Source organism: Azospira oryzae, assembly GCF_004217225.1.
In the GTDB taxonomy this organism is placed as follows: domain Bacteria; phylum Pseudomonadota; class Gammaproteobacteria; order Burkholderiales; family Rhodocyclaceae; genus Azospira; species Azospira oryzae.
This window is the reverse complement of record NZ_SHKM01000003.1, coordinates 44,570-69,652: the sequence shown is the minus strand read 5'-3', so window position 1 is coordinate 69,652 and position 25,083 is coordinate 44,570. Positions and strand designations below refer to the sequence as shown.

At 63.5% G+C, this 25,083-nt stretch carries 23 protein-coding genes; 20 read left to right on the top strand and 3 right to left on the bottom strand.

The window, feature by feature from the left end:
- Window positions 1-12 precede the first annotated feature (12 nt).
- The 20 genes from EV678_RS14095 (at window position 13) to motD (ending at window position 23,228) form a co-directional block, all read left to right on the top strand.
- Entirely contained in the window at window positions 13-516 is a 504-nt protein-coding gene (locus EV678_RS14095) for a chemotaxis protein CheW (protein ID WP_130459976.1), read from the top strand.
- Between the two features lie 70 nt (window positions 517-586).
- On the top strand, window positions 587-3,454 hold the full coding sequence (locus tag EV678_RS16560; protein WP_014236794.1) for a methyl-accepting chemotaxis protein: 2,868 nt from the start codon (window positions 587-589) through the stop codon (window positions 3,452-3,454).
- 72 nt (window positions 3,455-3,526) lie between these two features.
- A complete protein-coding gene (locus EV678_RS14085; RefSeq protein ID WP_130459975.1) occupies window positions 3,527-4,405 on the top strand; it encodes a CheR family methyltransferase in 879 nt (292 codons plus the stop codon).
- Window positions 4,380-5,027 carry a chemoreceptor glutamine deamidase CheD gene (gene cheD / locus EV678_RS14080; RefSeq protein ID WP_130459974.1) on the top strand — a complete coding sequence of 216 codons (648 nt, stop codon included), beginning with the start codon at window positions 4,380-4,382 and terminating at the stop codon, window positions 5,025-5,027. The genes EV678_RS14085 and cheD overlap by 26 nt, the downstream gene beginning before the upstream one ends.
- A 6-nt stretch (window positions 5,028-5,033) precedes the next feature.
- On the top strand, window positions 5,034-6,059 hold the full coding sequence (locus tag EV678_RS14075; protein ID WP_014236797.1) for a protein-glutamate methylesterase/protein-glutamine glutaminase: 1,026 nt from the start codon (window positions 5,034-5,036) through the stop codon (window positions 6,057-6,059).
- Between the two features lie 68 nt (window positions 6,060-6,127).
- Entirely contained in the window at window positions 6,128-6,433 is a 306-nt protein-coding gene (locus EV678_RS14070; RefSeq protein WP_014236798.1) for an STAS domain-containing protein, read from the top strand.
- A 14-nt stretch (window positions 6,434-6,447) separates the two neighbouring features.
- A complete protein-coding gene (locus tag EV678_RS14065; RefSeq protein WP_165397535.1) occupies window positions 6,448-8,202 on the top strand; it encodes an ATP-binding SpoIIE family protein phosphatase in 1,755 nt (584 codons plus the stop codon).
- 161 nt (window positions 8,203-8,363) lie between these two features.
- Window positions 8,364-9,944 carry a methyl-accepting chemotaxis protein gene (locus tag EV678_RS14060; protein WP_014236800.1) on the top strand — a complete coding sequence of 527 codons (1,581 nt, stop codon included), beginning with the start codon at window positions 8,364-8,366 and terminating at the stop codon, window positions 9,942-9,944.
- A gap of 179 nt (window positions 9,945-10,123) precedes the next feature.
- The gene (locus tag EV678_RS14055) at window positions 10,124-11,092 is read left to right on the top strand and encodes a chemotaxis protein (protein ID WP_014236801.1); all 969 of its coding nucleotides are present in this window, start codon (window positions 10,124-10,126) and stop codon (window positions 11,090-11,092) included.
- Window positions 11,093-11,113: 21 nt separating this feature from the next.
- Window positions 11,114-12,052, top strand: a complete 939-nt coding sequence (locus EV678_RS14050; RefSeq protein WP_014236802.1) for a chemotaxis protein — start codon at window positions 11,114-11,116, stop codon at window positions 12,050-12,052.
- Between the two features lie 18 nt (window positions 12,053-12,070).
- Window positions 12,071-12,463 (top strand): chemotaxis response regulator CheY, encoded by a 393-nt coding sequence (cheY, locus tag EV678_RS14045; RefSeq protein WP_014236803.1) that lies wholly within the window; start codon window positions 12,071-12,073, stop codon window positions 12,461-12,463.
- 3 nt (window positions 12,464-12,466) lie between these two features.
- On the top strand, window positions 12,467-13,333 hold the full coding sequence (gene cheZ, locus EV678_RS14040; RefSeq protein ID WP_130459972.1) for a protein phosphatase CheZ: 867 nt from the start codon (window positions 12,467-12,469) through the stop codon (window positions 13,331-13,333).
- A 12-nt stretch (window positions 13,334-13,345) separates the two neighbouring features.
- The gene (locus EV678_RS14035) at window positions 13,346-15,235 is read left to right on the top strand and encodes a chemotaxis protein CheA (protein ID WP_014236805.1); all 1,890 of its coding nucleotides are present in this window, start codon (window positions 13,346-13,348) and stop codon (window positions 15,233-15,235) included.
- A gap of 178 nt (window positions 15,236-15,413) precedes the next feature.
- The gene (gene flhB, locus EV678_RS14030) at window positions 15,414-16,553 is read left to right on the top strand and encodes a flagellar biosynthesis protein FlhB (protein ID WP_014236806.1); all 1,140 of its coding nucleotides are present in this window, start codon (window positions 15,414-15,416) and stop codon (window positions 16,551-16,553) included.
- A complete protein-coding gene (flhA, locus tag EV678_RS14025; protein ID WP_014236807.1) occupies window positions 16,546-18,627 on the top strand; it encodes a flagellar biosynthesis protein FlhA in 2,082 nt (693 codons plus the stop codon). Before flhB ends, flhA begins: the two co-directional genes overlap by 8 nt.
- Entirely contained in the window at window positions 18,624-20,003 is a 1,380-nt protein-coding gene (flhF, locus tag EV678_RS14020) for a flagellar biosynthesis protein FlhF (protein ID WP_130459971.1), read from the top strand. The genes flhA and flhF overlap by 4 nt, the downstream gene beginning before the upstream one ends.
- On the top strand, window positions 19,996-20,886 hold the full coding sequence (locus EV678_RS14015) for a MinD/ParA family ATP-binding protein (protein WP_130459970.1): 891 nt from the start codon (window positions 19,996-19,998) through the stop codon (window positions 20,884-20,886). Before flhF ends, EV678_RS14015 begins: the two co-directional genes overlap by 8 nt.
- 12 nt (window positions 20,887-20,898) lie before the next feature.
- Window positions 20,899-21,639 (top strand): RNA polymerase sigma factor FliA, encoded by a 741-nt coding sequence (locus EV678_RS14010; protein WP_130459969.1) that lies wholly within the window; start codon window positions 20,899-20,901, stop codon window positions 21,637-21,639.
- Window positions 21,632-22,372: a flagellar motor protein gene (locus tag EV678_RS14005; protein WP_014236811.1), complete on the top strand. Its 741-nt coding sequence runs from the start codon at window positions 21,632-21,634 to the stop codon at window positions 22,370-22,372. The genes EV678_RS14010 and EV678_RS14005 overlap by 8 nt, the downstream gene beginning before the upstream one ends.
- Window positions 22,373-22,376: 4 nt before the next feature.
- Entirely contained in the window at window positions 22,377-23,228 is an 852-nt protein-coding gene (motD, locus tag EV678_RS14000) for a flagellar motor protein MotD (RefSeq protein ID WP_014236812.1), read from the top strand.
- 77 nt (window positions 23,229-23,305) lie between these two features.
- Here motD and EV678_RS13995 read toward each other — a convergent pair whose 3' ends face one another.
- From EV678_RS13995 to flgA, 3 genes are all read right to left on the bottom strand, one after another.
- Window positions 23,306-23,773: a flagella synthesis protein FlgN gene (locus EV678_RS13995; protein ID WP_165397534.1), complete on the bottom strand. Its 468-nt coding sequence runs from the start codon at window positions 23,771-23,773 to the stop codon at window positions 23,306-23,308.
- A gap of 37 nt (window positions 23,774-23,810) precedes the next feature.
- The gene (flgM, locus tag EV678_RS13990; RefSeq protein ID WP_014236814.1) at window positions 23,811-24,101 is read right to left on the bottom strand and encodes a flagellar biosynthesis anti-sigma factor FlgM; all 291 of its coding nucleotides are present in this window, start codon (window positions 24,099-24,101) and stop codon (window positions 23,811-23,813) included.
- 108 nt (window positions 24,102-24,209) lie between these two features.
- Entirely contained in the window at window positions 24,210-24,929 is a 720-nt protein-coding gene (gene flgA / locus EV678_RS13985; protein WP_014236815.1) for a flagellar basal body P-ring formation chaperone FlgA, read from the bottom strand.
- Window positions 24,930-25,083: the final 154 nt, after the last annotated feature.

Sequence of the window (25,083 nt, the reverse complement as noted above, 5' to 3'; positions counted from 1 at the left end):
AGGAGCGAGACAGTGGAAAACTACAATGCCGGCAATGGGGCCACCGACGAAGACCAGGTGGCCAGCGAATTCCTGACCTTCACCCTGGGCCAGGAGGAATACGCCATCGATATCCTCAAGGTCCAGGAAATCCGCGGCTACGACATGGTGACGCGGATCGCCAATGCGCCCGAATTCATCAAGGGCGTCATCAACCTGCGGGGCCTGATCGTGCCCATCGTCGATCTGCGCATCAAGTTCAAGCAGCCCAAGATCGAATACACCCCCTTCACCGTGGTCATCATCCTCAACGTGATGAGCCGGGTGGTGGGCATCGTGGTGGACAGCGTCTCCGACGTCATCGCCCTGACCCCGCCCCAGATTCGCCCCGCCCCGGATTTTTCCGCCAGTTTCGATACCCGCTTCATCCTGGGCCTGGCCTCGGTGGAAGGACGCATGCTGATCGTCACCGACATCGAGCAGCTGATGAGCACCCGGGACATGGAACTGATGGACGACGTGGCCGCCCTGGCCTGAGACAGGCACCCAGACAGAGAAAATTGCTTGGCCGCCGGAAGCGGTGGCCGGAACAGACGGAGAGACCAACATGCGCACCAATCTGCCGGTCACCAATGTGGAAGTGCCCCTGCGGGATGACACCCTGATCGTCTCCAAGACCGATCTCAAGGGTCAGATCACCTACATCAACCGGGATTTCATCGAGATCAGCGGCTTCACCGAGGCCGAGTTGATCGGCGAGCCCCACAACATCGTGCGCCACCCGGATATGCCGTCCGAAGCCTATGCGGACATGTGGACCCACCTCAAGGCGGGACGGCCGTGGACCGGCCTGGTGAAGAACCGCTGCAAGAACGGGGACCACTACTGGGTCGAGGCCAATGCCACGCCGATCCGGGAAAACGACCAGGTGGTCGGCTACATGTCGGTGCGCCGCAAGCCCTCCCGGGACCAGGTGGAAGCGGCGGAAAATGCCTACCGCCTGTTCCGCGAGAACCGGGCCGGCTCCCTGCGCATCCTCTGCGGCAAGGTGGTGCGCGGCGGCCCCAGCCTGGGCGACCGTTTTGCCAGCCTGTCCCTGGCCACCCGTCTGGGCCTGGGTTTCGGCCTGGCAGTCCTGTTTGCCGTGGTGGTCGGCGTGCTGGGCCTGTATGCCCTGAACAACACCAACGAGAGCCTGGAGCGGGCCTTCACCGACCGCCTGCAGCCGGTCCAGGGTCTGGCCCGCATCGGCAAGCTGGTGGCGGACAACCGGGCCCAGGTGCTGCTCGGCCTGCAGCATGAGCCGGGCACCAGCAATGCGGCCAGCCACGAGCATCCGGTGACGGCCCACACCGACATCATCGCCAAGAACCGGGAAGAGCTGACGGCCATCTGGCAGCGCTACCAGCAGAGCATCCGCAGCGACGAGCACAAGGCCCTGGCCGAAGCCTACTTCATCGCCCGCAAGCGTTATGTGGACGAGGGCATCAACCCGGCCCGGGACGCCCTCAACGAAGGCCATTTCGCCGAAGCCCAGCGCATCCTTTCGGAGAAGATTAATCCGCTCTACGACGAGGTCTCCGCCAAGACCGACGCCCTCTACCAGTACCACGCCGACCAGGCGCGCAAGGACGCCCAGGCTGCCGATGACCTGAAGGCCACCACCACCGGCACCATCGTCGGCGCCATCGTGCTGGTCATCGTGCTGCTGACCTTCATCGCCTGGCGCCTTTCCGGCGGCATCCTGCGCTCCCTGGCCGATGCCCAGGCCGCCTTCGGCGCAGTCAGCCAGGGCCGCTACAACCACCAGGTGGACATCACCCGCAACGACGAGATGGGCCGCCTGCTGCAGGGCATCCAGGCCATGCAGATCAAGCTGGGCTTCGATGTGGCCGAGGCCCAGCGCATCGCCAACGAGAACCTGCGCATCAAGATCGGCCTGGACAACGTGGCCACCAACGTCATGGTGGCGGACGACCAGCACAACATCATCTACATGAACAAGGCGGTGGAAGACATGTTCCGCCGAGTGGAGGACGACATCCGCCGCGACCTGCCCGACTTCCGCGCCGCCACCCTGCTCGGTTCCAACATCGACGTCTTCCACAAGAACCCGGCCCACCAGCGCGGGCTGCTGTCGCGCCTCAGCGGCTCCCACCGCGCCACCGTGCACCTGGGCGGCCGCACCTTCTCCCTGACCGTGACCCCGGTGGTGAACGAGCGCGGCATCCGCCTCGGCTCCGCCGTGGAATGGCTGGACCGGACCGCCGAAGTGGCGGTGGAGGCCGAGGTGGCCGACATCGTGAACGGTGCCGCCAACGGCGACTTCACCCGGCGTCTGGTGCTGGAGGGCAAGGACGGCTTCTTCCGCCAGCTTTCCGAGGGTATCAACCGTCTTCTGGAAACCAGCCAGAAGGGCCTGGACGACGTGGCCCGCATGCTCAACGCCATGTCCCAGGGCGACCTCACCAGCCGCATCGAGGCCGACTATGCCGGCACCTTCGGCCAGCTGAAGAACGATGCCAACAGCACCGTCGAGCAGCTCAAGGAAATCGTCGAGCGCATCAAGGGCGCCACCGAGGCCATCAACACGGCAGCCCAGGAAATCGCCTCCGGCAACACCGACCTCTCCTCCCGCACCGAGGAGCAGGCCTCCAGCCTGGAAGAGACCGCCTCCTCCATGGAGCAGCTGACCAGCACGGTGAAGCAGAATGCGGACAATGCCCGTACCGCCAACGAGCTGGCCAGCGGCGCCCAGCAGGTGGCAGTGAAGGGCGGCGAGGTGGTGGAGCAGGTGGTGCAGACCATGGGCGCCATCCACCACTCCTCCAGCAAGATCGCCGACATCATCGGCGTCATTGACGGCATCGCCTTCCAGACCAACATCCTGGCCCTCAACGCGGCCGTCGAAGCGGCCCGGGCCGGCGAGCAGGGCCGCGGTTTTGCCGTGGTCGCCACCGAGGTGCGCAACCTGGCCCAGCGCAGCGCCGCCGCCGCCAAGGAAATCAAGGCCCTGATCTCCGATTCCGTGGAGAAGGTGGAGAACGGCTCCCGCCTGGTGGATTCCGCCGGCCGCACCATGGAAGAGGTGGTGACCTCCATCAAGCGCGTCGCCAAGATCATGGCCGATATCGCCGAGGCCAGCCGGGAACAGAGCGCCGGCATCGAGCAGGTGGGCCTGGCGGTGAGCCAGATGGACGAAGTCACCCAGCAGAACGCCGCCCTGGTGGAAGAGGCTGCTGCTGCCGCCGAAAGCCTGGAGGAGCAGGCCCACGGCCTGATGGAGGCGGTTTCCGTGTTCCGCCTCGGCCACGAGGCGCCGGCAGGCCGCCACGCCGGCCCGAGCCCGGCCATGGGGCAGGCGCAGGCCGCCATTCCCCATCTGCAGCAGGAAGTGCGGGTGCCGTCGCCCAAGTTCGGCGGCAAGCCCGTCAATCTGCCGGCCTCCCTCGATGACGAGTGGGAAGAGTTCTAAGCCCTTTCCATCCGCCCAGCCCGCTCCCGGCCCTTGTTGCCGGGAGCTTCTCCGAGCAAGGAAGTGTCAGCCATGACCGATGCCAAGCGCCCCCTGTTCAACCTGCCGCCGGCGGCAGCCCCGGCCACCCGGGAATTCGTCTTCACCAGCACCGATTTCGAGCGGGTCCGCAAGCTCATCTACAAGCATGCGGGCATCTCCCTGTCGCCGGTCAAGCAGGACATGGTTTATTCCCGCCTGGCCCGCCGCCTGCGTGCCACCGGCATCAAGTCCTTCAGCGACTATCTGGACCGGCTGGAAAAGAACAGCGATTCCCAGGAGTGGGAGAAGTTCGTCAATTCCCTGACGACCAATCTCACCTCCTTCTTCCGGGAACCCCACCATTTCCCCATCCTGGCCGATTACCTGAAGAAGCACGCCGGCAAGCGGCCCCTGAAGATCTGGTGCTGTGCCGCCTCCACCGGCGAGGAACCCTATTCCATCGCCATGACCGTGCAGGAGGCCCTGGGCAACGCGGCGAGCAATGTTTCCATCATCGCCTCCGATCTGGATACCAACGTCCTGGCCACGGCCGACAAGGGCGTCTATGCTGCCGACCGGGTGGAGAAAATGTCCCCGGAGCAGGTCAAGCGCTTCTTCCTCAAGGGCACCGGCAACCAGGAGGGCTACGTCTGCGTGCGGCCGGAACTGCGCCGTATGATCACCTTCCAGCGCCTCAACCTGCTGGACCCCAGCTGGTCCGTGCGCGGCCCCCTGGATGTGATCTTCTGTCGCAACGTCATGATCTATTTCGACAAGCCGACCCAGTACAAGATTCTTTCCCGTTTTGCGCCCATGCTGAACCCGGAGGGCCTGATGTTCGCCGGCCATTCCGAGAGCTTCCTGCATGCTGCGGACTTGTTCCGTTCCCTCGGAAAGACGGTCTATGAGCTGGCGCGAAAGCCGGGATGACCTGGCTGCGGCCGCCGGCGGTGCCGAGTATGTGGAGCACCTGGCGACCAATCGCTATTTCGACCGGAGCTTCGAGCGGCCGGCGGCCAAGATCCTGCCCGGCGAATATTTCGTGGCCCGGGACGACATGCTGCTGGTGACCGTGCTCGGCTCCTGCGTCGCCGCCTGTATCCGCGACGGCGATTCCGGGATCGGCGGCATGAACCATTTCATGCTGCCCGAAGCGGGCGGCGAGGGCATGGTCAGCACCTCGGCCCGCTACGGCACCTACGCCATGGAAGTGCTGATCAACCATCTGCTCAAGCTGGGCGCCCGTCGCGGCCGCCTCGAGGCCAAGGTCTTCGGTGGCGGGGCGGTCCTTTCCAGCCTGGCGTCCACCCAGGTCGGCGCCCGCAATGCGGAGTTCGTGCTGAATTTCCTGAAGACCGAAAAAATACCCGTGGTTGCCAAGGACCTGCTCGATTCCTATCCCCGGAAGGTCTATTACTTTCCCCAGACCGGCAAGGTCCTGGTGAAGAAACTGCACCGGGTCCACAACGACACCCTGTTCACCCGCGAAAAGGAGTACCAGTCCCGTCTGGGCCAAGCGAAGGTGGAAGGGGACATCGAACTCTTTACCTGACCCGCCATGCCTATCCGTGTACTCGTAATCGACGATTCGGCGGTGATGCGCAAGCTGCTCACCGAATTCATCAATTCCCAGCCCGACCTGGAGGTCGTGGGAGCCGCTCCCGACGCGCCGACGGCCCGGGAGATGATCAAGACCGTCAATCCGGACGTGCTGACGCTGGACGTGGCCATGCCGAAAATGGACGGCCTGGAGTTCCTCGAGCGCCTGATGCGCCTGCGGCCCATGCCGGTGGTGATGGTCTCCTCCTATACCGAGGCCGGTTCCGATACCACCCTCAAGGCCCTGGAACTGGGCGCCGTCGAATTCATCGGCAAGCCCCGGGTGGAGCCCGGCCATTCCCTGGACGACTACGCCCAGGAACTGGCGGAGAAGATCCGGGCGGCCAAGGGGGCGCGCCTGCGCAAGCCGCCGGCCGCAGCCCAGCCCGTACCCTCCGTGCCCCGGGGCGTGACCACCAACAAGATCATTTTCGTCGGCGCCTCCACCGGCGGCACCGAGGCCCTCAAGCATTTCCTGCTGGGCATGCCGGCCGATTGCCCACCCATCCTGGTGGTGCAGCACATGCCCGAGACCTTCACCGCCTCCTTCGCCAAGCGCCTCGACAGCCTGTGCGCGCCCCGGGTCATTGAATCCAAGGGCAATGAAAAGGTGGAGGCCGGAACCGTCTATATCGCCCCCGGCCATTCCCACCTGCAGGTACGCAAGACCGCCTCTGGTCTGGTGACCGAACTGTTGCAGACCCCGCCCGTGAACCGGCACCGGCCGGCGGTCGATGTGCTGTTCCACTCTGCCGCCCAGCTGGTGGGGCGCAACGCCCTCGGGGTGATCCTCACCGGCATGGGCAAGGACGGTGCCCAGGGCCTGCTGGCCATGCATCAGGCCGGAGCCCGCACCTACGGCCAGGACGAAGCCAGCTGCGTGGTCTACGGCATGCCCCGGGAAGCCGCCCAGATCGGTGCGGTGGACGAGGTGGTCAGCCTCGACGAAATGTCGCGCCGGGTGTTGGCCGGCCTGGGGCGCTAGCCGCCGCTTGCGGCTCCATAGATAATAGGCCGCAGTGCCAAGACACGAATAATTGATAAGGGAGTGGTATGCATACCAGTGTTGAGCAGGACAATGGCCGGGCCGTGGTAAAGCTTTCCGGCCGCTTCGATTTCAATTCCCACCGGGAATTCCGCGCTGCCTACGAGAATCTTCTCGGCCGTGGCGACCTGAAGGAATTCGTGGTCGATCTGGGCGGCGTCGATTATCTGGATAGTTCGGCCCTGGGCATGCTGCTCCTGCTGCGCGACAAGGTGGCCCTGGAAAACAAGGCCGTCTCCCTGGCCAACTGTCAGGGCAACGTGCGGCAGGTGCTGGATATCGCCAACTTCGGCAAGTTGTTCAAAATCTCCTGATGCCGTTCGGGGCCATGAAAGCGGTAGCCGGCCCCATTGCTGTTCCCGCGCTCGCCATCCTCCTGGTGGAGGATGATCCCCTCGATGCCGAACTGACCCAGCTCGAGCTGGAACGTTTCGGCCACCGGGTCAGCGTCGCCCGCAGCGGCGAAGAGGCCCTGGCCCTGTACGCCAGCTTCCGTCCCGATCTGGTGGTGACGGACATTTCCCTGCCGGGCATGTGCGGTTGCGAACTGACACGCCAGCTCAAGTCCCGGGAGCACCCCCACTGGCTGCCGGTGCTCTTCATGAGCGGCACCCAGAGCGAAAGCTCCCTGGTGGAGGCCTACCAGGCCGGTGCCGACGACTTCATCCACAAGCCCATCAGCCGCCCGGTGCTGCAGGCCAAGCTGGGCGTCTTCCAGCAGCGCCTGCACCTGCAGCGTGAGGCCCAGGCCCGGGAGCGGCTGCTGCAGCGCTATCGGGACCAGGTGGAGGAGGAGAAGAGCGTCGCCCTGCACCTGATGCATCGCCTGGTCAATGCCGAACTGCTGGGGGATCTGGCCGTCAGCCACTGGATGCGGCCGGCGGAAACCTACAGCGGCGATCTCATCGCCGCCGCCCGTACCCCTGGAGGCATCCTGCATGTTCTTCTGGCCGATGCCACCGGCCACGGTCTGGCCGCTTCCCTGGCGGTGATGCCGGTGACCCAGCCCTTCTACCGCATGACCGAAAAGGGTTTCGGCATCGATGCCATCGCCCGGGAGATGAACCGCAAGGTGGCCGAACTGCTGCCCGTGGGGCGTTTCGTCGCCGCCACCCTGGCCGCCGTGGATTCGGCCAGCGGTTCGATCCAGGTGTGGAATGGGGGCAATCCTCCGCCGTTCCTGGTGAACAGCCAGGGGCTGCTGTCCAGCATCACTTTTGCCAAGGCCCATCTGCCCCTGGGCATTCTCGCCGACGAGGACTTCGATGCCTCCACCGAGGTGCATTTCATCGAGGAGCCGAAGCAGCTGGTGATCTACTCGGACGGTGTGGTGGAGGCGGAAAACGGCAGCGGTACGCCCTTCGGCCGGGAGCGCCTGCTCAATGCCCTGCTCAGCCAGGAACGGGAAGAGCGCCTGGCCGGCGTGGTGGGGGCCCTGGATGCCCATCTGGCCGGTCGCGGCGCCCAGGACGACCTGTCCCTGATGCTGGTGCATTGCTACCACCAGACGGCCCGCAGCCCCCGCATTGGTGGCGGAACTCCCCGGGTGCTGCGCCACTCCGGTTCCTGGCAGGTCACCATGTCCCTCTCCGCCGACGACATTCGCAACCTGGACCCGGTGCCGACCCTGATGGGGGTGTTGAGCCAGTTCAACCGGGACAAGGACCATGGCAGCCACATCTTCCTCATCCTCTCCGAGCTGTACAACAACGCCCTGGACCATGGGGTGCTCGGCCTGGATTCGGGCCTCAAGGCCCAGAGCCAGGGGTTCGAGCGCTACCTGGAGGAGCGGGGGCGGCGTCTGGCCGCTTTGCGCGACGGCACGGTGGACCTCGAAGTGACCCAGCAGCATCGCGGTGGCCGCACGGAGCTGGTGATGCGGGTGCGGGACTCCGGCCCCGGTTTCGATCACGCCGCCTTCATGGCCAGTCTGGAAAGCGAATGTAGCGGCAAGGTTCCCCATGGCCGGGGCATCCGCCTGGTCCATTCCCTGTGCAGCGCCCTGCACTATTGCGCACCGGGTAACGAGGTCATCGCGTATTATGATATGACTGACTTTGGCTACGCCGGGGACCGACAGTAAGCCGAAGATACTTATAGACACTGGGAAAACCAGGGGATGGAGACAAGATGAGTGCCGTTTGGACATGGCGGGCGATCGCCCTGGTGGTGATGCTGGCAGCTCTCGGATCGGGGGCGTGGAGTTGGGGGGCTCTCGGCGGTGGTTGGGCGGCGGCGGGGACCATGCTGCTGCTGGCCCTGGGAACGTCCCTGGCGCTGGGGGCGGTGATGGATGCCCTGTTCCTGCGCCCCATGCGGGTGCTGCGTCAGGGGATCGAAACCATGTATGCCGACGGCGACCTGACCAAACGGGTGCCGGTGGCCGGCAAGGGCGATGTGGCCGAGACTTCCGCCTCCTTCAATCGCCTGGTGGCCAGCATCCATACCATCATCGGCAAGGTGATCTTCAATGCGGTCGAGGTGGCCAAGGCCTCCCGCCAGGTTCTGGAGGAGGCCAACCGGGTCGCTGCCGGCTCCACTCAGCAGCATGATGCCGCCCAGGCCACCGCAGCAGCCGTGGATGTGCTGTCGAGCAATATGCACGAGGTCAGCCAGCGGGCCCACGAGACCTCGTCCATTGCCCAGTTTGCCAGCGAGTTGTCCGGCGAGGGGGTGGGCATCGTCAATGATGCCTCCCGGGAAATGGAGAAGATCGCCGAGTCGGTGACCCATTCCGCCGAGGTGGTGCGAGCCCTGGGTGACCGCTCCAAGGCGATTTCCGGGATCGTCCAGACCATCCGGGAAATCGCTGACCAGACCAACCTCCTGGCCCTCAATGCGGCCATCGAGGCGGCCCGGGCCGGCGAGGCGGGGCGCGGTTTTGCCGTGGTGGCCGACGAAGTGCGCAAGCTGGCCGAGCGGACGTCCCTGGCGACGGGCGAGATCAGCAGCGTCATCGGTTCCATCCAGGAGGAAACCGCCACCGCCATCACCAGCATCGAGGCCGGTACCGGTCAGGCCCAGAGCGGCGCCGATCTTGCCCGCCAGGCGGCAGACTCCCTCACCCGCATCAATGGCGGCGCCCAGGAGACCATGGAAAAGGTGGATGCCATCGCCGGGGCCATCGAACAACAGAGCCAGGCCGGTCAGGACATCGCCTCCCATGTGGCCCAGATCATGGAAATGGCCCAGTCGAACAGTGCCGCCGCCGAGCTCACCTTGCAGGAAGCCCGTCAGCTGGAATACCTGGCGACGAATCTGAAGGAAATCGGCAACGTCTTCCGCCTGGGCAGCGCCGGCGAGGAGTCCGTGGCGGTCCACGCCAGCATGCCGTCCATGGTGCAGGAACTGGCCGGCAGCGTCGGCCAGTTGTTGGAGCAGGCCATCGATTCCGGCAAGATTTCCCTGGCGGACCTGTTCGACGAAAACTACTCCCCCATCGCCGGAACCCGGCCCCAGAAGTTTTCCACCCGCTTCGACACCCTGTGCGACCAGTTGCTGCCAAAGTTGCAGGAGCCGCTGCTGGAACGGCATCCCCATGTGGTTTATGCCATTTCCACCAATCGCAAGGGGTACGTGCCGACCCATAACAAGCGCTTTTCCAAGCCCCTGACCGGTGACGAAAAGGTGGATTTCATCAACAACCGCACCAAGCGGGTGTTTGACGACCCGGTCGGGCGGCGCTGCGGTTCCCATGAACAGCCTTTCCTGCTGCAGACCTACCGGCGCGACACGGGGGAAATCATGCACGACATTTCCGCCCCCGTTTACATCAAGGGCAAGCATTGGGGAGGTGTCCGGATTGGCTACCGGACGGAGTCCTGATGGGCTTCCTGTGGCTTTCTACCTTTCCGCTCCCATGGTTTTGCATGTATTCTTAAGGTTATAGGTATATTGTCGTTAAAAGTGATGGGTTTCCCTGGGAAACGACCTAGGTAGATTGTTGGCCCATTGCAATTAGAATCTCTAAGAACAATCGTTCCCGCATTCGAGGGGTAGTGGTCATGTCTGAACTGCTCAAAAGTATCGACGCCCGCACTAAACTTGCCGGCACCAATAAGCTGGAAATCCTGCTGTTTACCTTGGGCACCGATTCGCGCAATGGCCGGCGGGAAACCTTCGGTATCAATGTTTTCAAGGTCCGCGAGGTGATGCGCACGCCGCCCATCACGGCGGCGCCGGACATGCCGGCTGCAGTCGAAGGCATGGTCAGCCTGCGCGGCGCCCTGGTGCCGGTGGTGGATCTGGCCAAGTACGCCGGGGTCCAGACCGACACGCCGCGGGACATCATGATCGTCACCGAGTACAACGGCCACACCCAGGGATTCCTGGTGGAGGCGGTGGATACCATCCTGCGCCTTGACTGGGGCATGATGCGGGTGCCGCCGGAGATGCTGGTGGCCCAGATGGGCGGCCTGGTGACCGCCGTGACGGAACTGGCCGATGGCCGTCTGGTGATGATGATGGACGTGGAAAAGGTCCTGTCCGAAACCACCAAGTACGACGACGAGTTCATGTATCGCAGCATCGTCCCCATCGACAAGCCCGAATGTACGGTGTTTTTTGCCGACGACTCGGTGGTGGCGCGCAAGCAGATCGAACGTACCCTGCAGGCCATGAACGTCAAGTACGTGGCTGCCATCAACGGCCGCCAGGCCTGGGAAGAACTGGAGAAAATGGCCGCCTATGCCGTTTCCCTGGGGCGTCCGGTCAATGAAATGGTGAGCCTGGTGCTGACCGACATCGAAATGCCGGAAATGGATGGCTACATCCTGACCAAGAAGGTGAAGAGCGATCCGCGCTTTGCCGGTGTGCCCGTGATCATGCATTCCTCCCTGTCCGGCATGTCCAACCAGAAGCTGGGTCAATCGGTCGGGGTGGATGAATATGTGCCCAAGTTCGAGCCCCAGAAGCTTTCCGAGACCCTGGCGCGGCGCCTGGGGGCTACCCTTCCCGCCACCGTTGAAGCCTGATACTGCCCGGAGCTGACCATCATGGATATGTCGGAAAAGAAGAACCTCCTGGAAAGCGTGGATGCGCGCACCCGTCTGGCGGGTTCCAACAAGATGGAAATCCTGCTGTTCTCCCTGGGAACCCGGGAGACTTTCGGCATCAACGTGTTCAAGGTGCGGGAAGTCGGCCGCACGCCCCATATCACCAAGACCCCGAACATGCCCCGGGGGGTGGAAGGCCTGATTTCCCTGCGCGGCAACGTGATCCCGGTGCTGTCCCTGGCCTCTTTCCTGGAGCTGGACAACCCGCCCGCCGGTCTGGGCAAGACCATGATGGTGGCCGAGTATTCCAAGCGCACCCTGGGTTTCCTGGTGCATGAGGTGGATCGCATCATCCGTGTGGACTGGGAGCGGGTGAAGGCGCCGGAGACCGTGCTGGCCGCCAATCAGGGACTGATCACCGCCGTCATCGAGCTGGAGGGCGGGCATCTGGTGTCCATCCTCGACGTGGAGCAGATTCTGGCCAATGCCTTCGGCGAGGCCATCATCATCGACATCGCTCCGGCCCGCGTCGAAGAAGAAGTGAGCATCTTCTTCGTGGATGACTCCATCGTGGCCCGCAAGAAGATTTCCGAAGTGCTCGACAAACTTGGCGTCAAGCACAAGCATGCCACCAATGGCATGGAGGCCTGGACCCGCCTGCAGGCCATCGCCGCCCATGCCCAGCAGATGGGCAAGAGCCTGCGCGATGAAATCCGCCTGATCCTGGTGGATGCGGAAATGCCGGAAATGGACGGCTACGTCCTGACCAAAAACATCAAGGGGGATGCACGTTTCGAAGGCGTGCCTGTGGTCATGCATTCCTCTTTGTCTTCAGAAGCCAACCGGGCGATGGGCAAGGCCGTAGGGGTGGACTCCTATGTGGCCAAGTTCGACGCCGAAGTGCTGGCTGATACCTTGCGTCCCCTGCTCGAACGATAAGAATTAACGGAGTGAAGCATGTCTGCTGATCCAAAGATGAAATTCCTGGTGGTGGATGATTTTTCCACCATGCGGCGCATCGTCCGCAACCTGCTCAAGGAACTGGGATTCACCAACGTCGATGAGGCCGAGGATGGGGCCATCGCACTGCAGAAGCTGCAAGGGGGGGGCTTCGACTTCGTGGTTTCCGACTGGAACATGCCGAACATGGATGGCCTGACCCTGTTGCAGACCATTCGCGCGACGCCCAATCTCAAGCATCTACCGGTGCTGATGATCACGGCGGAAGCCAAAAAGGAAAACATCATCGCCGCGGCCCAGGCCGGCGCCAGCGGCTATATCGTCAAGCCCTTCACTGCTGCGGTGCTGGCTGAAAAGCTGCAAAAGATTTTCGAAAAAATGGGGGCTTGAGTCATGAGCGATGCCAATCTCAGCGGCGACAGCGCCGATCTGGAAGCCCTCTTCGACAGCATTGCCTCGGCTCGTCCCGAGCCGGCTGCCGCTCCTGCCCCGGCAGCCCCTGCCGCGGTGGCGGCCCCCGCTGCTACCAATGACAGCGACGACCTGCAGGCGCTGTTTGACAGCGTTGCCGCCACCGTGGCACCGGTCGCCGAGCCTGCCGTTGAAGTCATTCCTGCCGCCGAGGATGGTGAGGGCGAGGCGACGGGCGACGAACGGGACCGGGTCTTCAAACGAATCGGCCACATGGCCCGGCAGCTGCACGACACCTTGCATGAGCTGGGTTACGACAAGCTCCTGGAAAAGACGGTCCATGCCATTCCCGATGCCACCGATCGCCTGGCCTACGTTGCCAACCTGACCGAACAGGCGGCGTGCCGGGTGCTCAACGCAACCGATATTGCCAAGCCGCTGCAGGATGAGCTTGAAACTTCCTCCCGCGCCCTGGGGGCTCGCTGGGACAAGCTGTACGCCAACCAGCTGTCGGTGGAAGAATTCAAGCAGCTGGCGGCGGAAACCCGTGCCTTCCTCCGGGACACGGCACCCCAGAAGGCGGCCGCCACCAACGACCAGTTGCTGGAAATCATGATGGCCCAGGACTTCCAGGATCTGACCGGCCAGGTCATCAAGAAGGTGGTGGTGCTGGCCCAGGACCTGGAAAACCAACTGGTGCAGGTGCTGGTGGATGTGATTCCCGACGCACGTCGCAACGAAAACGTAAACAGCCTCCTCAACGGTCCTGTCATCAGCAGTGAAGGCCGTACCGATGTGGTGGTGAACCAGCAGCAGGTCGACGACCTGCTGGATAGCCTCGGCTTCTAAGGGAGTAGCGCCATGAGCGACTTCGCCGGAATGGAAGACCTGCTGCAGGATTTCCTGCAGGAGGCCAACGACCTTCTGTCCGATGTGGACAATAAACTGGTGGATCTGGAGAAGGCGCCAGATGACCGGGGCTTGTTGAACGATATTTTCCGCGGCTTCCACACCATCAAGGGTGGTGCCGGCTTCCTCAATGCAACCGAACTAGTGACTCTGTGCCACCTGACGGAGAACCTGTTCGACCGCCTGCGCAATGGGGAAATGCAGCTCTCGCCTGAGCTCATGGATATCATCATGGCCGCCACCAAGGGGGTGCGCGACATGTTCGGCGAGCTTTCCGGCGGCGTGCAGCCCCGTCCTGCTCCAGACGATATGCTGGATGCCCTGCGGCATGTGCTGGAAGGTGGGGAAGCCCACGCTCCGGCAGCCGTCGCTGCCGAGCCGGTGGCGGCGCCTGCTGCTGCCCCGGCAGCCCAGTCCGGCGAGCCCGACTGGCAGGCCTTGCATGCGGCAGTGACCGGTGTGGCGCCTGCCGCACCTGCGGCCGTGGTTCCTGCTGCTGCCGAAGTGGTGGTGGCGGAAGCCCCGGTGCAACCCCATTTCCCGCCTTCCGGTCGTCGTGTCAACGACAAGCCGGGGGCCGGCGGCGCGCCGGTGGGGCGCCGCGTCGAAGAGCGTGCCGCGGTACGGGAAAACACCATTCGTGTCGATACGGCCCGTCTTGACCAGGTACTAAACCTGTCCGGCGAGATCGGCCTGACCAAGAACCGGCTGACCAGCCTGCGGGCCGATATCCTGGCCGGCAAGACCGACGCCGAAACCCTGCATGCCCTGGATCAGGCCGTCAGCCAGCTGGATCTGCTGGTGTCCGACCTGCAGAACTCGGTCATGAAGACCCGCATGCAGCCGATCGGCCGCCTGTTCCAGAAATATCCCCGGATTGCCCGCGATCTGGCGCGGCAGCTGGGCAAGGATGTGGAGCTGGTGCTGGCCGGTGAAGAAACCGAAGTGGACAAGACCATGATCGAGGATCTGGCAGATCCCCTGATCCACTTGATCCGCAATGCGGTGGACCACGGCGTGGAGCCGTCCAACGAACGTTCGGCGGCCGGCAAGCCGGTGAAATCCGTGGTGCGCCTGGAAGCGCGCCAGGAAGGTGACCACATCGTCCTGATCGTGGCCGACGACGGCCGCGGCATGAGCGCCGAGCGCATCCGGGCCAAGGCCATCGAGAAGGGGCTGATTTCCGAAGAGGAAGCCAATACCCTGGACGAACGCCAGAGCCTGAACCTGATCTTCCTGCCCGGCTTCTCCACCAAATCCCAGATTTCCGACGTGTCCGGCCGCGGTGTGGGCATGGACGTGGTCAAGACCAACATCCAGAAGCTCAACGGTGCCATCGAGATCCGTTCCGAGCCGGGCAAGGGCTCCGTTTTCATCATCTCCCTGCCCCTGACCCTGGCCATTCTGCCGGTGCTGCTGGTGCTGCTCGGCGATCAGCCTTTTGCACTGCCCCTGTCCATGGTCCGGGAAATCCTGCCCATCGAGAAGGACAAGCTGCAGGAAGTGGGCGGCAAGGAGACCCTGGTGGTGCGCGGCGAAATCCTGCCGGTCATTTCCCTGGCCCGCCTGCTGGGCTGGCCCCAGGATCGGGATCCCGAGTATGGGGTGCTGATGCAGACGGCGGAGCGCAGCTTCATCCTGTCGGTGGACAGCTTCGCCGGCCGGGACGATGCCGTGATCAAGTCCCTCGACGACTTCCGTCCCCGTGGCGTGGCCGGTGTTACCACCCTGTCCAATGGTCAGATCGTTTTGATCCTGGATATGAAGGAGCTGCTCTCGGATCTGGGTCAGCATCTGGATCTGGGGCCGGGCGGCGGCGCACGGGCGCTGGAATTCGCCTGAAAACCCTTAGCAGTCAACGTACTACCGGGGAGGCTTGGCCTCCCTGGTGTCGTTTACAGGGCGGCAAAAGTTGCCGAGGAGCGGCAAAATTTTGAGACTGTTCACAAAATAAATCGCTTACCTCTTTAATTTTTTTGATTTTTTCCTATAATGGCCGTAATCCATATGGATGCCGGTCATGGCGGAAGATAGCGATCTCGAGAAAACAGAAGCGCCAACAGGCAGGCGCATAGAGCAGGCCCGGGAGCAGGGCCAGGTTCCCCATTCCCGGGAGCTGGGCTCTTTTCTCGTCCTGATCGTTTCCGCCGGCACGGTATGGTTCCTCGGCGGCTGGTTCGTGCAGCGTCTTTCCCTGGTGTTCCGCAAGGGGCTGGTGTGGGACCGACGGGCCGTGGATGATCCCGAATATGCCCTGACCCGTTTTTCAGCCTTGTCCTGGGACGCCGTGGTTGCTTTTTGGCCCCTGATCCTGGCATTGGTGCTGGCAGCGCTGGCATCCCCCTTTCTCCTGAATGCATGGAATTTCGCCCCCAAAGCTTTTACCCCCGATCTGACGCGCCTCAATCCGCTGAACGGCATCAAGCGCGTTTTTTCGTGGAACGGGCTGGTCGAGATGGTCAAGGCCGTGGCCAAGGCCGGTCTCATCGGCGGCGTGGCGGTGTGGGTTATCTGGCGTGAGCAGGACCAGCTCTTCCAGTTGCTCTCCCTGCCGCTGGATGCCGGTCTGGCTATGGCCGGCGACATGATTTCCTGGAGTTTTCTCCTGATTGTGGCGGCCATGTTCCTCATCGTTGCCGCCGACGTGCCCTTCCAGCTGTGGCAGTACTACGACAAGCTGAAGATGACCAAGGAAGAGGTCAAGCAGGAACACAAGGAAATGGAAGGTAGTCCCGAGGTCAAGGGACGCATCCGCCGCCTGCAGCGCGAGGCTGCCCAGCGTCGCATGATGAGCGCGGTGCCCAAGGCCGATGTCATCGTCACCAACCCGACCCACTTTGCTGTTGCTTTGGCTTACACCGCAGGCATGCGGGCGCCCAAAGTGGTGGCCAAGGGCGTGGATGCCGTGGCCTTGCGCATCCGGGAGATCGGTGCCGAGCATGGCGTGCCCCTCCTGGAGGCTCCGCCCCTGGCTCGTACGCTGTACCGCTTCGCCGAGCTTGAGGATGAAATTCCCGGTGCCCTGTACAACGCGGTCGCCGAAGTGCTGGCCTACGTCTATCAATTGAACCGTTATCGGGAAGTCGGCGGCAGCTATCCGGTGCCGCCCCGGGATCTGCCCATTCCCCAGGACATGATGGTGGAGGCGGCCAATGGCTAGTAACGCCATGTCCCTGCAAGGCCTGTTCGGGCGCCTCAATCCGCGCCAGCTGGCGGCACCCGTCCTGATCCTGATGATCCTGGCGATGATGGTCCTGCCGCTGCCGGCCTTTGCCCTGGACCTCTTCTTCACCTTCAACATCGCCCTTTCCATCATCGTCCTGCTGGTGGCGATCTACACGCTCAAGCCCCTGGACTTCTCCGTCTTCCCCACCATCCTGCTGGTGACCACCCTGTTGCGCCTGTCCCTGAACGTGGCTTCCACCCGGGTGGTGCTGCTGCAGGGGCATACGGGGCCGGACGCCGCCGGCAAGGTGATCGAAGCCTTCGGCCACTTCCTGGTGGGCGGCAACACGGCGGTGGGTATCGTCGTTTTCCTGATCCTGGTGATCATCAACTTCATGGTCATCACCAAGGGTGCCGGCCGGGTGGCCGAAGTGGCGGCCCGTTTCACCCTGGACGCCATGCCAGGCAAGCAGATGGCCATCGACGCCGACCTCAACGCCGGCCTCATCGCCGAGGACGAGGCGCGCCGCCGCCGGGCTGAGGTGGCCAGCGAAGCCGATTTCTACGGTTCCATGGACGGTGCCTCCAAGTTCGTGCGCGGCGATGCCATGGCCGGCATCATCATCATGCTGATCAACGTCATCGGCGGCCTCATCGTCGGCGTCCTGCAGCACAACATGGACGTGGGGGTAGCGGCCAAGAACTACACCCTGCTGACCATCGGCGACGGCCTGGTGGCCCAGATTCCGGCGCTGATCATTTCCATCGCTGCCGGTATGGTGGTGACCCGGGTGGGGGATGACCAGGACATCAGCAGCCAGTTCCTTGGCCAGATGTTCGCCAATCCCCGGGTGATGTGGATTACCGCCGCCATTCTCGGAATCATGGGCCTGATTCCGGGTATGCCCAACTTTGTTTTCATCCTCCTTGCCGCCATGTTGGGTGGCTTGGGTTACCTGCTTTCCAAGCGGGCCGAGCTGGTCAAGACTGCGCCGGTGCCGGTGCAGGCGCCGCCGGCGCCCGAGAACATGGAAGCCAGCTGGAACGACGTGGCGCCGCTGGACGTGCTGGGCCTGGAAGTGGGCTACCGTCTGATCCCGGTGGTGGACAAGTCCCAGGATGGGGAACTGCTGCGGCGCATTCGTGGCATCCGCAAGAAATTTGCCCAGGAAGTGGGCTTCCTGGTGCCGCCGGTGCACATCCGGGACAACCTGGAACTGCGTCCCAACGCCTATCGCATCCAGCTGAAGGGGGTCGAGGTCGGCGGCGGCGAAGCCTTCCCCGGCCAGTTCCTGGCCATCAATCCCGGCCGCGTGGCCGGTACCGTGTCCGGAACCCCGACCAAGGATCCGGCCTTCGGCCTGCCGGCTGTCTGGATCGACGCCAGCCTGCGGGAGCAGGCCCAGTCCTACGGCTACACCGTGGTGGATGCCTCCACCGTGGTCGCCACTCACCTCAACCACCTGATCCTGTCCCATGCCGCCGAACTCCTGGGGCGCCAGGAAACCCAGCAGCTGCTGGACCATCTGGCCAAGGAAATGCCCAAGCTGGCCGAGGATCTGGTGCCCAAGGTCATTCCTCTGGGAACGCTGCAGAAGGTGCTGCAGAACCTGCTGGAAGAGGGCGTGCATATCCGCGACATGCGCACCATCATCGAAACCCTTGCCGACCACGCGCCCCGCAATGCAGATCCGGAGGCCCTGACCTCCACCGTGCGCGTCGCCCTGGGGCGCAGCATCATCCAGCAGCTCTATCCCGGCACCGCCGACATGCAGGTCATGTCCCTGGACCCCCAACTGGAACGCATCCTGGTCCAGGCCGTTGCCGGTTCCGGCGAAGGCAGCCTGGAGCCCGGCCTGGCCGATACCCTGATGCGCGAGACCGCCGCCGCCGCCCAGCGTCAGGAAGAGCTGGGCCTGCCCGCGGTGCTGCTGGTGCCCGCCAGCATCCGTACCCTTCTTTCCCGCTTCCTGCGGCGCACCGTGAGCCAGCTCAAGGTGATCGCCCACAGTGAAGTTCCCGAATCCAAAATCATCAAAGTCACCTCGCTCATCGGGGGTAGATCATGAACGTCAAAAAATTCATCGCCGTAAATGCCCGGGAAGCCCTGCGTAAGGTCAAAGAGACCTTGGGTCCCGACGCCATCATCCTCTCCAACCGGGGCGTTCCCGGCGGCGTGGAAATCATGGCGGTCGCTTCCCGCGACATGGCCATGATCGTGCCCGGTCCCTCCCGGGACGAGGTGGCGGTGGAGGACTACAAGGTCAGCCTCTCCAGCGCCTCCCGCCCTGCACCAGCCGCAGCACCGGCCCGGCCTGCCCCTGCTCCCCGAGCCGCAGAAATGCAGCCTTCCCAGCGTGGTACCGCTGCAAATCCCGCCAGTGGCCCCATCCCGGCCGTCGCCCGCCCGGCTCAGCGTCCGGCGCCCCGTCCCGAGATGGCCGCCCGCTCCGGCGGTACCCGCACGGTGCGCGAGGAAGAGGAAATCCCGGCTGCGGTCATGATGGAAGAGATCCGCGCCCTGCGCAAAATCGTCGAGCAGCACATGGCCGGTTTCGCCTGGGGCGAGACTGCCCGCATGGAGCCGGTGAAGACGGACATGTTGCGCCAGATGCTGGATGCCGGTTTCTCCCCCCAGTTTTCCCGCGAACTGCTGGCCGAACTGCCTTCCGAACTGGATGCCTCCCAGGCCCAGGCCTGGATCAAGGGTGCTGCCGACCGTTCCCTGCTGACCATCGGCAACGACAACGACATCATCGACCGGGGCGGCGTGTACGCCCTGGTGGGTCCCACCGGGGTCGGCAAGACCACCACCACCGCCAAGCTGGCCGCCCGTTGCGTGGTGCGCCACGGTGCCGACAAGCTGGCTCTGGTCACCACCGACGGCTACCGGATCGGCGCTCACGAGCAGTTGCGTATCTATGGCCGCATCCTCGGCGTTTCCGTGCATCTGGTGCGGGACGTGGGCGATCTGCGCAATACCCTGGAAGAACTGTCCCACAAGCACATGGTGCTGATCGACACCATGGGCATGAGCCAGAAGGACCGCCTGGTGGCCGAGCAGATTTCCATGCTGATGGGCGCCAACGGCGACGTGCGCCGCCTGCTCTGCCTGTCGGCCACCAGCCGTGGCGATACCCTGGACGACGTCATCTCCGCCTACCAGGGCGAAGACCTGGCCGGCTGCATCCTGACCAAGGTGGACGAAGCTGCCAGCCTGGCGACGCCCCTGGATGCCATCATGCGCCACGGCCTCAAGCTGCACTACGTCTCCAACGGCCAGCGCGTGCCTGAAGATCTGCACCTGCCTAACCGGGCCTATCTGCTGCACCGGGCCTTCAAGGACCTGCCGGAAACCTCTCCCCATCGCTATGCCGGCGTCGAGCCGGCCCTGATGATGGCCAATGCGGGCCTGACCGGCACCTATGGAGGCCGTCGTGGCTGAATTCCGGGGTGACCAGGCGGCCGGCTTGCGCCGCCTGTTCGGGCGCGAGCAACTGCGGGTGGTGAGTTTTGCCGCCGGCTGCGAAGGCGTCGGCAAAAGCGTGGCCGTGGCCAACCTGGCGGCCGCCCTGGCGCGCCAGGGCAAGGAAGTCCTGATCCTGGACGAGAATACCGGCGCCGATAACCAGGCGGCCCTGTTCGGCGTGCCGGCCCGTTATGACCTGGTGCATGTGGTGAATCGGGAAAAGCCCCTGGAAGAGGTGCTGCTCGCCGCTGGTGCCGGCGTGCGCCTGCTGCCGGCGGCCCGGGCCGTGAAGAAGCTTTCCCGTTTTTCCCTGGCCCAGAAGCAGGCCCTGGTGGAAGGCCTGGCGGAGATGGAGCATCCGGCCGACGTCATCCTGGTGGATACGGCGGTGGATCATCCCCTGGGTTTTTCGCCCCTTGGCCTGGCGGCCCAGGAAACGGTGATCGTGCTCTCTGCCACCGGCTCCGCCATCACCGAGGCCTATGCCCTGATCAAGAAAATGAGCACCGGCTACGCCCGGCGCGACTTCCGCATCCTGGTGAACAAGGTCAAGGCTGCCGCCGATGCGGAAGCGATTTTCGACAACATCGCCCAGGTTGCCAGCCAGCGCCTGCACGTCAGCCTGGACTACAGCGGCTGCATCCCCCTGGACGATGCCCTGCGCCAGTCGTCCCGACTCGCCCAGCCCGTGGTCACGGCGTTCCCGGACAGTCCGGCGGCCCGCAGCCTGCGCGGCCTGGCGGCCGACATGCTGCACTGGCCCCAGTCGGGTAGGGAAGGGGGCGGACTCGAACAATTCGTGCAACAGCTGCTACACTTGAGCCAACGCATTACGCCGAGCCCTATCCACGCCGGATAGCCCAACCGACATATGTATAACGCCGCTGGTCAGCTCGACAAGGAACAGCTCGTCCAGCGCTTCGCTCCTCTCGTCAAGCGCATCGCTTACCACCTGATGGCACGCCTGCCCTCCAGTGTGCAGGTGGAGGATTTGGTGCAGAACGGGATGATCGGTCTGCTGGATGCCATGAACCGGTTCGAGACCGGGCACGGCGCCCAGTTCGAGACCTACGCGGCGCAGCGCATCCGGGGGGCCATGCTGGATGGCCTGCGGGAAAACGACTGGCTGCCCCGGGGATTGCGCCGGGACCTGCGCCGCATCGAACAAGCCATCACCCAACTCGAACAGCAGCACGGTCGCGTGCCGACGGAAAAGGAGTTGGCCGAAGCCATGGACATGTCCCTGGCCGATTACCAGAAAATGCTGGGCGAAGCCCGGGGCCACCAACTGCTCTATTTCGAGGACTTCACCGAAGAGGGCGAGGAAGGCTTCCTGGAGCGCCACCTGACGGATCACGATGCCGATCCCCTGCGCCTGCTCGAGGAGCAGAGCCTGCGGCAGACCCTGGTGGCTTCCATCGGCGAGTTGCCGGAACGGGAAAAATTGATGATGGCCCTCTACTATGAGCAGGACCTCAATCTGCGGGAAATCGGCGAAGTCATGGGGGTGACCGAGTCCCGCGTCTGTCAGCTGCATAGTCAGGCCATCGCCCGCTTGCGGGCCAAGGTTCTGGGTGAGACTTCAGGAAAGAAGAAAAAACGCCATGGATAGCATAAGCATTATCGGTTTGCTCCTGGGGCTTGGTGCCATCATCGGGGGTCAGATTCTCGAAGGTGGGCACCTCGGCTCCCTGCTGCAGCCCACCGCCGCCATGATCGTGCTGGGGGGGACCTTCGGTGCCGTCCTGCTGCAGAGTCCCGTATCCACCGTGGTCCGGGCTTTCAAGATGCTCAAGTGGGTGTGGGTGCCGCCGGCGGTCAATCACGCCTGGATGATCAACAGCATTTCCGACTGGAGCCATGTCTCCCGCCGCGAGGGCCTGCTGGCCCTAGAGGGGTTCATCGCCCAGTTGCGCGACCCGTTTATCCAGAAAGGGCTGCAACTGCTGGTGGACGGTGCGGAGCCGGAACGTCTGCGGGAGGTGCTGGAGGTGGAAATCGGCACCTATGAAGAGGAACTGAAGGCCGGTGCCAAGTTCTGGGAATCCGCCGGCGGCTTCTCTCCGACCATCGGCATTATCGGCGCGGTGATGGGTCTGATCCACGTGATGGAGAACCTGTCCGATCCCTCCAAGTTGGGGGCCGGTATCGCCGTCGCCTTCGTGGCCACCATTTACGGCGTCGGCATGGCCAACCTGGTGCTGATTCCCATGTCCACCAAACTGAAGGCTCATATTGCCCGCCTGGTGACCCTGCGGGAAATGCTGGTGGATGGCCTGGTCGGCATCGCCAACGGCGACAACCCGCGCATCATCGAGAGCCGCCTCCAGGGTTACGTGAGCTGATCCCATGGGACGCCGCAATAAAAAGCACGCGGACGAGCATGAGAATCTGGAGCGCTGGCTCGTTTCCTACGCCGACTTCATTACCCTGCTGTTTGCCTTCTTCGTGGTGATGTACGCCATCTCGTCGGTGAACGAGGGCAAGTACCGGGTGCTATCGGATTCCCTGATCACTGCCTTCAAGAACCCCTCCATCGTCGATGGGGGCGCCATCACGGTCGTGCCCAAGCGGACGCCGGACAGTGTGGTCAAGCAGATCGTGGTGAAGGAAGATCCCAAGGTCGTCGAGGCCAAACAGCAGCAACGGGACAAGATGCGCAATGTGGCCAAGGACATTTTTGCCGTCCTGGCGCCCCTGGTGCAGCAGGGCAAGGTCAGGGTGCTGGAGACGGCCCGTGGCGTCACTATCGAAATCAACGACAGCATTCTCTTCGCCCCAGGTCAGGCCCAGCTGGAACAGACCTCCATCCGGGCCATGCGGGCGGTCGGTGAGGTTCTGGCGCCGACGGATTTCCCCATCACCATCGAAGGACATACCGACAACATCCCCATCCGCACCGCCCAATTTCCGTCGAACTGGGAGTTGTCAGCGGTGCGGGCCACCACGGTGCTGCGGTTGTTTGTCGATGCCGGAGTCGCTCCTACCCATCTGACAGCCATCGGTTACGGCGAAACCCGGCCGGTCGAGATGAATGAGACGGTGGAAGGGCGGGCCCGGAACCGGCGGGTCAGCATCCTGATTGATTCCATGCTGCCGGAAAAACCTGCCGTGGTCGCTCCGACTCCTCAGGCGCCCATGGCGCCGCCGGCCGGTGTTCCTCCTGCTTCGCCAGCGGGCATCGCGACTCCTGCCAGATAGAGGGCCTTGGAGTAGTAAAGTAAAGCGGGAGGGCAGGGGGGGGCTGCTCCGGGAACGGGGAGCCCGGAACCGGAGGTTCAGGCGGCGTCGATGATGCGCCGGCCACTTAGTTGGGTCGGTTGACCGTCGGGGCCGTAGAGATTGCTCTGGGGAGTGGTGGAGGTGGACAGCAAGGCGCTCAGGGTCTGTTGATTGTGCTGCAGGCGCATGGCAATCAGCTTTCCATTCAGCAGGTTGAGTTCCCTGGCTTCCACCACGGCGACTTTGAGGCTGTTCCACAATTGCTGAACGGCGAGATCCTTCGGGTTGCCCCGAATCCAGGCCTCTACGCCCGGGCGGTCGTTTTCCAGACCCGCACTTCTGAGCACGACGTTACGGGCTTCCCCGCTACGATTCAAGGTTTGCACCAAAGCAACCTTGGTGGCGCTGAGGGCCTCCAGGGCTTCGGTATCCCCGGCAGTCAAGGCGCCTTGCTCTTCCTTCAGCAGCTTGATGAAATCCCCCATCTGGGCAAGTTCGCCTTCCAACAGGGATTTGAGGGTCATCGTCGCTTGATTCATAGGGAGGAGGGCGGGCGCCGGATCAGGATTGGTCCTGCTTCCTCAGCAATTCTTGTGCCGAATTAATCAGGCGGTCCGCAATGGCGTCGGCGTTGATGGAAAAGCGCCCTTCTGCAATGGCCTGCTTGATAGCGGCTACCTTGGCATTGTCCACCGGAGCGTTGCCCTGCTCTTCCAGGGACTGCAGCCGTCCGGCGAAACTCAATTGCACATCCCCGGAACTGGCTTCGGTCTTGGTCTGTGGCTTGGTCGTGCGCTTCTGCGTATCAACCCCGGGGGTGCCGGCGGGCGCGAGAGACGATTCAATTTTCACGGCGAACCCTTTCAGGCTTTCATCTTGCTGGATTTAACGGCACAAACCTGCAGAAACTTTAGCGTTTTTTTTGTGTGGCTGATGGCATTGAATCTTGTCCGGCTGCGGCTAGTGGCCGATCTCAATGATGCCGCCGGGCCGGGCAATGCCGCTCACCGTTTGTCCGTTGGCCAGGCGTGCCTGGGCGATCTGACCTTCGGCTGCGTTGTTCATGGCGCGCCCTTCGCTGGTTACGGAAAAGCCAGAGCCACGGGACATGATCTTTACGGTTTGACCCTGTTGAACGACCAGCGGCGCCATCAGCATCTCGGCCCGCAAAGGTTGGCCGGCGGAAATGGCATTACGCAAGGTCTTGCCGACGGCCTGCTGTACATCTGTTACGACGCCGCTTGGTAATCCGGCCAGGTCGCCGCTCTGGGCAACGACATCATTGAGAGTGAGGGGTTGCCCGGGTGAGAGGGGGCGGGCGGCCACCAGGTAGTTGGCTGTGACGCTGACCTGGACCGGCACATAGATGCTCCAGCCGGCATCGCCGAGGCACTTTACCCCTACTGAAATGCGCCCCCAGAGGCGGGCGCCCGGGGGAAGGAAGGCCTCAACCGCAGGGCAGGCGGCTAGCTGGGTGCGGCTGTCGAGAGGTGTGATGGTGTACTGGACCCGCCCCGGGAGCCCTTTGGTCTGGGTGCGGAGAAATTGGTCCACCGCGTTGATGACTACGTCCCCATTCTGCGTAGGCGTTTGGGCATGGGCATTGCCGATCTGCAAATGCAGGGTCAGCGCCAGCACTAAGGTGGGGATAAGGGCAAAGATTCTGAAAGGGAGCAGCATGTCGCTATTTTGCCTTAGGACAGGGAATGGCGGGGTACTCCAGGCGGCAAAAGTTGCCGAAACATGGCTGGTTGTTGCGCCCCCCTCTGTAATTTCTTGCCCCAGAGGGGTGGTTTTGTGTGGCACGAAAAGTGCATTGCTAGCTCAGCTAATT